The organism is Mesorhizobium sp. M0207 (genome assembly GCF_040321995.1).
In the GTDB taxonomy this organism is placed as follows: Bacteria; Pseudomonadota; Alphaproteobacteria; order Rhizobiales; family Rhizobiaceae; genus Mesorhizobium.
Genome location: NZ_JAMYSQ010000016.1, coordinates 153,348 through 164,491 on the forward strand (window position 1 = coordinate 153,348; position 11,144 = coordinate 164,491).

10 protein-coding genes and 1 pseudogene are annotated in these 11,144 nt (G+C 62.5%); 10 read left to right on the forward strand and 1 reads right to left on the reverse strand.

What is annotated here, in order from left to right; translation table 11 throughout:
• Window positions 1-2: 2 nt before the first annotated feature.
• Complete coding sequence (locus tag NKJ15_RS21255) at window positions 3-599, forward strand: cation efflux transmembrane domain-containing protein (protein ID WP_352817347.1); 597 nt, start codon at window positions 3-5, stop codon at window positions 597-599.
• A gap of 302 nt (window positions 600-901) precedes the next feature.
• Here the strand turns inward: NKJ15_RS21255 and NKJ15_RS21260 are convergent, their stop codons facing one another.
• Window positions 902-1,324, reverse strand: a complete 423-nt coding sequence (locus NKJ15_RS21260; RefSeq protein WP_352817350.1) for a hypothetical protein — start codon at window positions 1,322-1,324, stop codon at window positions 902-904.
• 191 nt (window positions 1,325-1,515) lie between these two features.
• On the opposite strand from NKJ15_RS21260, the gene NKJ15_RS21265 reads away from it, so the two are divergent.
• From NKJ15_RS21265 to NKJ15_RS21305, 9 genes and pseudogenes are all read left to right on the forward strand, one after another.
• On the forward strand, window positions 1,516-2,328 hold the full coding sequence (locus tag NKJ15_RS21265) for a class I SAM-dependent methyltransferase (RefSeq protein ID WP_352817353.1): 813 nt from the start codon (window positions 1,516-1,518) through the stop codon (window positions 2,326-2,328).
• 569 nt (window positions 2,329-2,897) lie between these two features.
• Entirely contained in the window at window positions 2,898-4,433 is a 1,536-nt protein-coding gene (locus tag NKJ15_RS21270) for a DUF2778 domain-containing protein (protein WP_352817355.1), read from the forward strand.
• A 186-nt stretch (window positions 4,434-4,619) separates the two neighbouring features.
• The gene (locus NKJ15_RS21275) at window positions 4,620-5,405 is read left to right on the forward strand and encodes a ThuA domain-containing protein (protein ID WP_352817357.1); all 786 of its coding nucleotides are present in this window, start codon (window positions 4,620-4,622) and stop codon (window positions 5,403-5,405) included.
• A gap of 55 nt (window positions 5,406-5,460) precedes the next feature.
• Window positions 5,461-6,519: a Gfo/Idh/MocA family protein gene (locus NKJ15_RS21280; protein ID WP_352775866.1), complete on the forward strand. Its 1,059-nt coding sequence runs from the start codon at window positions 5,461-5,463 to the stop codon at window positions 6,517-6,519.
• A gap of 24 nt (window positions 6,520-6,543) precedes the next feature.
• Complete coding sequence (locus NKJ15_RS21285) at window positions 6,544-6,945, forward strand: GFA family protein (RefSeq protein ID WP_352817360.1); 402 nt, start codon at window positions 6,544-6,546, stop codon at window positions 6,943-6,945.
• Window positions 6,946-7,138: 193 nt separating this feature from the next.
• Entirely contained in the window at window positions 7,139-8,812 is a 1,674-nt protein-coding gene (locus tag NKJ15_RS21290) for a LuxR C-terminal-related transcriptional regulator (protein ID WP_352817363.1), read from the forward strand.
• 208 nt (window positions 8,813-9,020) lie between these two features.
• On the forward strand, window positions 9,021-9,701 hold the full coding sequence (locus NKJ15_RS21295; protein WP_352817365.1) for a hypothetical protein: 681 nt from the start codon (window positions 9,021-9,023) through the stop codon (window positions 9,699-9,701).
• 225 nt (window positions 9,702-9,926) lie between these two features.
• Window positions 9,927-10,097, forward strand: a complete 171-nt coding sequence (locus NKJ15_RS21300) for a hypothetical protein (RefSeq protein WP_352501300.1) — start codon at window positions 9,927-9,929, stop codon at window positions 10,095-10,097.
• A gap of 327 nt (window positions 10,098-10,424) precedes the next feature.
• Window positions 10,425-10,950 (forward strand): annotated as a pseudogene (locus NKJ15_RS21305) (cytochrome c).
• The last annotated feature ends 194 nt before the right edge of the window (window positions 10,951-11,144 follow it).

Consider the following 11,144-nt stretch of genomic DNA (forward strand, 5'->3'; position numbering starts at 1 on the left):
CCATGCAGCAAGCCATTGCGTCGGACGGCCTTCGCCGGGTGGTGGTTGTCGTCGCACTGCTGAACCTGGGTTATTTCGGCATTGAATTCGCTGTCGCGCTGGCGATCGGCTCGGTGTCGCTGTTCGCCGACAGCGTCGATTTTCTGGAAGATGCCTCGGTCAATCTCCTCATACTGCTCGCCATGGGATGGTCGCTGCGTGCCCGCTCGCGGGTCGGCATGGCGCTGGCGCTTATCCTGCTGGTGCCGGGCCTGGCGACGCTGTGGACCGCGTGGGAAAAGTTCAACATGCCGGTGCCGCCGCAGCCAACGGCGCTGACGCTGGCGGGATTAGGCGCTCTGGCGGTCAATCTGTCGTGCGCCTACATGCTGGCGCGCTACCGCCATCACAGCGGCAGTCTTACCAGGGCGGCATTTCTCTCGGCCCGCAACGATGCGGTCGCCAATATTGCGATCATACTGGCCGGATTGGTGACGGCCTTCCTGTGGCGCTCGGCGTGGCCGGATTTGATCGTCGGCCTGGGAATCGCGGCACTGAATGCAGATGCGGCGCGCGAGGTCTGGGAGGCAGCTCGGGAAGAGCACCGGGCCGTTTCGTGAACTCCAAAACGCTCAGCGCGCTGCCGCATTGCCAATCCGCCAATGCAGGCCCCTATACCGGCCAGCAGTCAGCCAGAAACTTGCGCGATCTCTAATATAATCGCACCCTTTCAAAGCGGTCGGAGGGAGAACCGCCCATAAGCAAAAAACGGGAGGAAAAACCATGAACAGCATGAGCCTCACCACACTTGGACGAAGTCGACCGGGTTGAAGCGGTGAAACGATGAACCGCACAAGGCCACGCACGTCATCAAAAGGCCCGCGCCTCCGAAGAGGACGCGGGCCGATTTCGTCGGTATGCGCTAGGCAGGTATCAAGACGGCGATGCGGTGGATGCCGACCACCTTGCTGGTGTTGGCCGCCGCGTCGGTCTTGCCCTTGGAGCAGGTATATACGTCACCTTCCTTGAGCTTGAATTCCTTGTCGGCCTTCTTGATCGTGAATTCACCGGCGGCAATGGTGCAGACCATGTCGTTGTCCATCACCATTTGAGGGGCGGCTGCTCCGGGCTGAAAGACTATATCGACAATTGAGATGCTCTTGTAGGCGGGGATATCGGAATTGCCGGTGCCGACCTCGACCAATCTGACGCCGGGTGCAATCTCCTTGCCTTCCTTCGGGCCGTATTTCTTCACCTTTGCCGCCGCCGCCAGCGTGAACAAAGGCGTTACCGCTGCCGCCGTCACGCCGAGAGCAATCGCGGACCTGCGATTCATGGTTTTCATCGCGTCCTCCCATTTTATGGTTGGCCACGCACCAATGCGCATGACCACAATATATTAACACATATGCAGATAATTGCAGCACGGCGTTTCGGAGCTTCCGGGAGCGAACCGCCTCCCGGTCGAATGCGACCGAATAGCAAACAATTCCATGCTATGCTGACGAGCCATCAAACGGACGGCGGGGGATAGCAATGTTGGAAACGGACAAGGTATTCGCCGGCTCAATTCCGGAAAACTACGACCGCTATATGGTGCCGTTGATTTTCGAGCCGTTCGCCGCAGATCTTGCACGACGGGCAGCGTCCTTGTCGCCAAGCGCCGTTTTGGAAACCGCCGCGGGCACCGGGGTTGTCACCCGCGCATTGGCGCCAAAACTGTCGCTCGGTGCAAGCTATGTCGTAACCGACCTCAACCAGCCGATGCTCGACTACGCCGCTTCGCGGCAAGCTCCCGACGATCGCATCAAATGGCGTCAGGCTGATGCTCTGGCGCTACCGTTCGAAAATGCGGCCTTCGATCTCGTTTGTTGTCAGTTCGGTGCGATGTTCTTTCCCAACCGCTCATCTGCCTATCGCGAAGCGCGGCGAGTCCTGAAGCCCGGAAGACATTTTCTATTCAGCGTATGGGATCGCATCGAAGAGAATGTATTTGCGGACGATGTGACGAATGCCCTGGCGAGGATTTTTCCGAACGATCCACCGCGCTTTCTGGCACGCACGCCGCATGGCTACCACGATACGGCACTGATCCGTAGCGAGCTGGAGGACGCAGGTTTTTCCGGTGTGGTGATCGAGACGAGAGCCGAACAAAGCCGTGCCTCCTCGCCCCGCGTTCCGGCCGTTGCATATTGCCAGGGCACTCTCCTTCGCAATGAAATCGAGACCAGAGAGGCGGGAAAACTGGACGCTGCAACCGACTACGCCGCAGCCGCGATTGCTGACAGGCATGGCAGCGGCGAGGTTGCTGCCAAAATCCAGGCTCACATAGTGGTGGCTGTGGCCTAGGTGTTGGATATCCCGCTCCGACACTTCGCGACATTCAGCTGCTGTGCGGCAAACATCTTGCCGCTATCCCGAATTCTCAGAGGTTAACGTTCATTCGCCCGAGTGGCAGGTCGACAAGTGCCAGGTCGATAATCGCCGGTTTGACCGATCGCCGGGGCTTGATGGCGGCGGCTACCGGCCGCGCGATTCCCGTCGGCCCGGCTTCACTTTGGCAGCCATGGCCGACTCCGCCCAGCAAGGTCTAGTCATTTCGCTTTCTTGACTCGGCCGACAAAAACGGGCAGCAAAGTCATCATTGGAGGGCAGTTTTGCCAACTATGCAGGTTTTGGAGGGCGTTTTTCGGTGTGACCGTCGCCCAATCGGCGGTCGGTAGAGGGATTGGTTAACCAACTTTGTCCATCTTTTGAATCAATCGGCAACAGACGCAAAGCGTGCTGGGGGCACCAGGCGAACTGTGAATGTCACGGCTGCGAAATCCGCTAGCCGGCATCGGCCGATTGAGAGTGGTTGAATGGCGTTTGTAAGTGCGAAAACCCGGGGTGACAGTCCTGCAACTGGATTGACTTCGATGAGGCCCGGCCTGCGCTGGGTCGCGGTTCCGGCCGTCGGCGCAGCCATTGCTTTATGGTCGGTGGCGACCTTGGCCGGCCTTTATTCAGTGGGAACCTCGCTCAGCGCCGCTTCCAACGGTCTCCCGCAAAGCCTGCTCGCGCCGCGCACCATCGCGCTCGCCGATCCTCGCCGCAGCCTTCCAAAGGCGCAGGCCCCGACATGGGCCGCAGCAAACGCGGCGCTGTCGGCCAAGCTGCTGCAGCACGGATGCGATGCCAACTGCCTGCGGTCGGCGTCGAACTTCGTCCACCAGGGAAAATCGGCCCGCCTCAAGCGCAACACCGTGCCGCTTGTCGCTGATGCGTCGCGGCAATCGAGCTTCGACGACGTGGTCGCCAAGGCCGCGCTGTCGCCGCAAAAGCTTGCCGCCGCCTTTGCCCGTGCCTCAGCCGGCTCTCCCGTCATGCTCGCCAGCCTGCCGGCCGACGCCCGGTTCGCCGAGCCGGTACGCATACCCGACCCGAACGGCCCGGCGTCAGTGCGCTTCGGGCCCGCGGTGGCGGAGATCGAACGCTCGTCGCGCCTTGCGCTGGCGCTGGCGAATACATTGCCGGAGCAGATGATCGACGTGCTCCCGGCAGCCGTCGCGGCAAGCGAGCCCGCGGCTTCGCAAGAGCCGCAAGAACCTGAGGTCCAACTGGCCTCGCTGCCGCCGCAAGACGACATGCCCGACAGCATTCCGCTGCCGACGCTGCGTCCGCGGGCGGACATCGATAAGCTGGCCGAGGCGCCGCGGGCTCAAGCGTCAAGAGATCAGGCGCTAAAAGACCAGGCGCGAAAAGATCAGGCGCAAAAGGATCAGGCATCGAAAACGGAGCCGCCCAAGGCGCAGGCCTCCAGGACCGCCAAGGCGAGCAAGGTGCAGACGGCCGACGGTCCGCCGGTCGAGACGCAACCCGGCAGCCTGTCGCCTCGCAATTCGTCACAAGCGGCAGTGCCGGGTGTGTCGGGCAAGCCGGGCAAACGTTCGAAGACGCAGGGCGGCGACATGCTGGCCTATGCCAAGCCCGACATGCCTTCCGGCGGACTCGGCGGAGCCTTCAGGAACCTGTTCACCACGCCCAACATGGGTACCGGCGTCGCCGTCTACGACATCTCGGCCAAGACCGTCTATATGCCCGACGGCTCGCGGCTGGAGGCACATTCGGGACTGGGCGCGATGGTCGACCAGCCACGCTACGTCCACAAGAAGAATGTCGGCCCGACGCCGCCGGATACCTACAATCTGACGATGCGCGAATCGCGCTTCCACGGTGTCGAGGCGATCCGTCTGACGCCGGCCAGCGGCAGCAACAAATATGGCCGTGACGGCCTGCTCGCCCACACCTACATGCTGCGCGGCGGCCGCGCCGAATCGAATGGCTGCGTCGTCTTCAAGGACTATGCCCGCTTCCTCGCCGCCTACAAGAAGGGCAAGATCAAGCGCCTCGTCGTGGTGCCGCGCCTGTCGAAGCCGCTGACACGCGTCGCCCAAGAGGGGCGAGGGGCTTAGGTCGCTCGCGGCAGCCCTTCATGGCTTCGTCATCCCAGGGTCTTCGCGACGCCGCTTCGCGCCTGCTCCGCCCTGGGATGACGAAGCTGGGGAGGTTTGGCCAATCTCGAAGGTTTTCAATCCCGTCCAGGGACAGTATGAGTGGCCGGTGGAGCGGCTCCGGCTTCAAACAATCACGAGGACATCATGACAATACGCGCTGTCGTCTGGGGCGAGAATATTCATGAGCGAACCAACGAAGTGGTCGCGGGCATCTATCCTGAGGGCATGCATGCGACGATCGCCAATGCACTGAAGCTCGACCCGGAAATATCAGTGTCCTGGGCAACGCTGGAGCAGCCGGAGCATGGGCTGCCGGCCGACCGTCTGGCCGAGACCGACGTCTTGCTGTGGTGGGGACACAAGGACCATGGCGCCGTCGCCGACGAAGTGGTCGAGCGCGTGGCGCGCCGCGTCTGGGAAGGCATGGGGCTGATCGTTCTCCATTCCGGCCATTTCTCGAAGGTATTCAAGAAGCTGATGGGCACTCCCTGCACGCTGAAATGGCGCGAGGCGGGCGAGCGCGAACGGCTCTGGGTGACCAGCCCCAACCACCCGATCGCTGCCGGGATCGGCGAGTATTTCGAGCTCGAGAACGAGGAGATGTATGGCGAGCAGTTCGCCGTGCCGGAGCCGCTCGAGACCGTGTTCATCTCCTGGTTCCAGGGCGGCGAAGTGTTCCGGTCGGGGCTGACCTATCGCCGCGGCGCCGGTAACATCTTCTATTTCAGGCCCGGCCACGAGACCTATCCGACCTATCACGACGCCAACGTCCACAAGGTGCTGCGCAATGCGGTGAGATGGGCGCACAACCCCCAAGGCTCCAATCCAGCCATCCTCGATGCGCCGAACGTGCCGGTGGAAAAGGCGCTCGAGCCGATCGTCGAGCGCGGCGGAAAGCTTCATTCCGCCGGCGAAGCCGGCTTCCGCTAGACGACAAATCCATGATCGAACAAGAAGATAAAGCCCTGTCCTAAGGATAAGAATCATGCGTCTGTTGATACTCGGCACCGGCTGGATGGCGGAGGAGCATGCCAGGCAGTTCGGCAAGATCGAGGGCGTCGAACTGATCGGCGCCGTCGATCTCGACCGCACGCGTGTCGACAAGTTTTCGGACATCTACGGTATCCCCAACCGCTTCGCGTCGCTGGACGAGGCGCTGGCATGGGGCAAGTTCGACGCGGTGGCGAACGTGACGCCCGATCGCATCCACCATCCGACCACCATGATGCTGATCGCGGCGGGCAAGCCGGTGCTGTGCGAAAAGCCGCTCGCCGAAAATTACCAGAGGGCCAGTGAAATGGCCGATGCGGCCGAGCGGGCCGGCATCATCAACATGGTCAACCTGACCTATCGCAATGTCGCGCCGCTGCAGAGAGCGCGCGCCATGGTGCTGGCAGGCGAGATCGGCACGGTCAGGCATGTCGAGGCGTCCTATCTGCAGAGCTGGCTGATATCCAAGTTCTGGGGCGACTGGCGCACCGATCCGAAATGGCTGTGGCGGCTGTCGCGCGGCCACGGCTCCAATGGCGTGCTGGGCGACGTCGGCATCCACATCCTCGATTTCGCCAGCTATGGCGCGGTGCTCGACATCGACCATGTGTTCTGCCGCCTGCGGTCCTTCGACAAGGCGCCTGGCAACCGGATCGGGGAGTACGAGCTCGACGCCAATGACAGTTTCACCATGGCGCTCGATTTCAGCAATGGCGCTTTCGGCGTCGTCCATGCCAGCCGCTGGGCGACGGGCCATCTCAACGAGCTCCGACTGCGCATCTACGGCGACAAGGGTGGCATCGAAGTCGTGCACAATCTGACCGGCTCGGAGCTGAAAGCCTGCATCGGCGAGGATGTCGAGAACGCCAAATGGCAAGTTCTGGACGCCGGAACGGTGCAGACCAACTACCAGCGCTTCGTCGATGCGGTGCGCAGCGGCGTCCAGGCCGAACCGTCGTTCCGGCATGCTGCCGAATTGCAGAAGGTCCTCGATCTCGCCGTCGTCTCGGATGAGAAGCGGGCCGAATTGAGCACCCACGCGGATGCGCAGTGAGGTCATTTCAGGAGTCTAGCAGCCATGGTCACGCGTCGCGCCAAATGTTCCTGCGGTCAGCTATCGGCCATTTGTTCGGGCGAGCCGGTGCGCGTCTCCGTCTGCCATTGCCTGGCCTGCAAGCGGCGCACCGGCAGTGCATTCAGCTTCAATGCGCGGTTTGCCGAGAATGACGTATCGATCGAGGGGCGGGCAGCGGAATTCTCGCGCACCGGCGAGGAGGGTGGCCGCGTCATCTACAGCTTCTGCCCGGATTGCGGCACCACCGTCCACTACCGGATCGACACCCAGCCCGGTCTGACCGCCATCCCGGTGGGTGCCTTCGCGGACCCTGCGTTCCCATCGCCCTTCTTGTCCTTCTATCATGAGAGCCGGCGCTGCCAGTGGGTCGAGATCCGCACTGAGCCTCTGGCGACGTTCTGCTGAAGACGCCGGCCACGGCCGGCTGACGTTTCAGGATCAAACCCAATCATTCTGAACGACCGAGTTCGACCCGTTTCAGTCGTCCGGGACGTTCCCCATTCAGAGCGCTTTAAGTGCATTCCGGTCATTCGCGTTCGAGCATGCTATACTGCACCTTGGCTCCAAAGCAGCCATTGATGGCTAGGAACCAATGCGGATGGGCAGGTCAGACCGACAGCAATTCAACAGCGGCTCCTTGCAGGAGGCGGACCAGCTCGTGCTCGGTCGTGAGGCTTACGAGGAAAGGGCGTGGGACGACGCCTATCGGTTCTTCTCGCGTGCCCGCGAAGCGGCTCCGCTCGCAGTGGACGATCTCGAACGGCTGGCGATGTCGGCCTATTTGACCGGGCGCGACGAGGAGTACCTGCGGGCCCTGGAGCGAACCCATCATGCATATCTGGACGCGGGCGAGTGCCATCGGGCCGCCCGCTGCGCCTTCTGGCTTGGCCTGCGCCTTGTCTTTCGTGGGGAGATGGCTCAGGCGGCCGGCTGGTTTGGACGGGCGCATCGGCTGCTCGAACGCGAGCCACATGATTGTGCCGAACAGGGTTACCTGATGCTGCCCCATGTCGAACAGCAGCTTGCTTCGGGCAACCTTGAAGCGGCCTACGCTGCGGCGAGCGGCGCAGTCGAGATTGGCGAGCGCTTTGCGGACGTGGATCTGGTTGCCTGTGCACGGCATTTGCAGGGCCGTGTTCTGTTGCGCCAGCGGCGAACCGCGGAAGGTTTCGCGCTCCTCGACGAGGCGATGGTTTCGGTCACGGCCGGCGAATTGTCGCCGCTGCTTACCGGCTTGATCTACTGCAGCGTGATCGAAGCGTGTCAGCAAGTCCATGCTCTGGGCCGCGCACGCGAATGGACCTCCGCCCTGGGGCGATGGTGCGCCGAACAGCCCCAGCTGATCAGTTTCAGCGGCACCTGCCTGATGCATCGCGCCGAGATCAAGCGGCTCAGCGGCGCATGGCAGGACGCGATCGACGAAGCGCAGCAGGCCGTGGAGCGTTTGACGCAGTCGAACAATCGGAGAGATACGGCTGGAGCATGGTACCAGCTGGCGGAAGTATACCGCCTTCGCGGAGACTTTGACGTGGCCGAGCAGGCATATCGGAGTGCAAGCCAACATGGCTTCGAACCGCAGCCGGGCCTTGCCCTGTTGCGGTTGGCCGAAAGGCACATCGATGCGGCTGCGGCCGCAATCCGGCGCGTCATGGGCGCGACGACCGACCAACTGAAGCGCATTCGGCTGCTGCCTGCTTACGTCGAGATCATGCTGGCGGCTGATGACATCGAGGAAGCACGGCGTGCCTGCCACGAACTGGCGGACGTTGGAGAAAGCTACGGAACCGAACCGCTGCGCGCCCTTGCCGCTCACGCGCGGGGAGCGGTGGAACTGGCAGAAGGCGAAGCGCAGGCTGCATTGACTTGGCTGCGCCAGGCACTCGAGGGGTGGCAGCAAGTCGAAGCGCCATACGAAGCAGCGCGCGTAGGCGTCATGATAGGCCAGGCTTGCCGCGCCCTCGGTGACAACGATGGTGCGGAACTGGAGTTGCAGGCAGCCCGGACAGTGTTCCGGCAGCTCGGTGCCATGCCGGACCTTTCTCGTGTCGATATCCTGCTTGGCATGCGATCAGACGGAGCCCGCGGCCTCTCTGCCCGTGAACTGCAAGTTCTCCGCCTGGTCGCTGCCGGCAAAACCAACAAGCAAATCGCCAACGAACTGGATTTGAGCGGGAAGACAGTGGACAGGCACGTCAGCAATATTTTCAACAAGCTTGACGTCCCCACGCGCGCTGCCGCCACCGCCTGGGCCTACGAGCACCGCCTGGTTTGAGCAGGTCTGGCATGGGTCGAATCACCCATGCCGTCATCGGCGCCCATTGGGTGGTTCGCCCGAAGCGCCGCCCTCCCTTCCGCGCTAGCTTGCACTCGAAATCGATCGGCCATGGATGCGCGGCGCCACGGCGCAGCTCGCCCACAGATCGCGAGACGGACGCAGTGATCGCGCTGCGAACATCCGGCCACAATGAAGGGAAGTAGCGATGTCGCATGCCGATACCGCAATGCGGGTCGCGGGCGCCTGGCTTGCGATCGCTTCTGTACTCTTGGGTTTCGTCCTGATCGGTCACGGGCCGATTAATCCCGACCTCGCCCAGCAAATGCAGGCCATCGGCAGTGGCGTCACCCTGTGGGTGGTCGTGCATTGGGCCGCCGCGGCAGCACTTTCGCTGTTCGTCGTCGCGAGCCTGATCGTGCTGACCGCCGGCTCTCGACTGACCGAACGCTGGTGGACCCTATCCGCCTGGGCGGTGGTGGCCGTCGGCGCGCTCTGGACGATGACAACCGCCGTGGCCGAGGCCACCACCGTCGCCGATGCCGTCGCCGCCAACGACATGGCGCGATTCGCGGTCTGGTGGGCCTTCGCCGAGGGCAAGGCCAACGGCTTCATGTTCCTCTGCCTGGCGGTTGCCGTGATCGCCGGCAATGAGACGCTGAGCCGGCAACAGGTAACGCCGACCTGGGCGTCACTGGTCGGAGTCGTGGCCGGGCTTGGTGCCTTCGTCGGATGGCCGCTGGGCATGTGGTTCGGCATCGGGCTGGGCAGCCTCGTCTGGGTTGCGTCGTCTTTTGTAATGGCCCTGTGGACGTTGTGGTTCGGGTTGGGGCTCGCGCGAGCCGAGAACAGCGTGTCGAAAGCTCGCAGCGCGAGCTTCAGCGCGTGAGCACCCCAAGAGGCCAGCGGCGTCCTATCAACATCAGGGAGGCCATGATGACTCACGTTGAAGGTTACACCGCCACCCCGGCAGCAATTGAAGATAGCGCCGATGTCAAAGCTGAAGGCGTGCGGCAAATGTCGGCTATTGTTTAGGGTTACGGATGCCGGCCAACAGGTGTTGGCTTGGCGCGAGGGCCGGCGTCCGAAAGCCTCCAGGGAAAGAACCCGCGGGATGGAGGGCGTGGTTCCGGCGCTATGGGGATTTGACGGTTCCGCGTGGTTCGCGGTGGGTGCACTGATGCGGCTGACAGGTGGGACTGCTCAGGTTGACAGGCGCGCGCGGCCGGCCGAGGCGGCGCATGATGCGGTGTGGCGGCTGAAGAATCCGGTCGCCTGCGGCTGACGTTTCAGGATCAAACCCAATCACTCTGAACGACCGAGTTCGACCCGGTCCGACCGTCAAGGCATTTCAGGCGACGAAGTCGATCCATCAACGTGCGTGGCTCGATCGCGCCAAAAGAAGGCGTGTGCGTCGGCTGAGCAAGCTCCGTCACAGCTGCGCTCAACGGGGCGCGACAAGTGCCGACCATCCAATTGATCGCTGACGGTTACTACGTGCTGGCCATGCTAGAATTCAGCGTCCTCGACGTGGTTAAAATCGGGGAATTGCGACCGGTTGACGGCGCGCGAGGTCGACGGACAAACACGAACAGATCACAGGGAGGAAGCAATGTTTCGGACACCAGTTCATCTTGCATTCTTGACAGCGTCGATTGTTGCCCTGCCATCTTACGCGGCCATGGCCGATGACACACAGATCGCGCGGCGAATATCTGGTTACGATTGCCGGCTGCAGCGACTGTCACACATCCGGTTACTTCTTCGGGAAGCCCGACATGTCGCGCTTCCTTGGCGGTTCAGATGTGGGCTTCGAGATTCCTGGTCTTGGTGTCTTTGTCGCCCGCAATATCACGCCTGACAGGGAGACCGGTATCGGAAGCTGGACCCCGGAGCAGATCGTCACCGCGATCCAGACCGGCGAACGGCCGGACGGCCGCATCCTGGCGCCGATCATGCCTTGGCGCGATTTCGCGCATCTCACCGCGGATGACGCCATGGCGATCGCGGCATTCCTCCAAAGTGTGAAGCCGGTCAGCCACCAGGTTCCCGGCCCGTTCAAACCCGGGGAAGCGGTGTCGACGTTCATGATGCGGATTATGCCGCCGGGGGAAGCCGCAGCCGCTGCAACGAAGTAGGGCGGCTTTGATCGGAACGAGATTTTTAGTCGAATAATGGGTGAATGTCCGCCTTGGAGATGATGAGGCCGATATCCGAACGGCAGAAATGGGTCGATAGTGTTGAAGAAGTCGGCGATGAAGCCGTGGATCCACTCGCACCGAAGCGTCTTGATTAAGGTCGACGCGACCTCCTCGCCTTAAGTGGCTCGGAC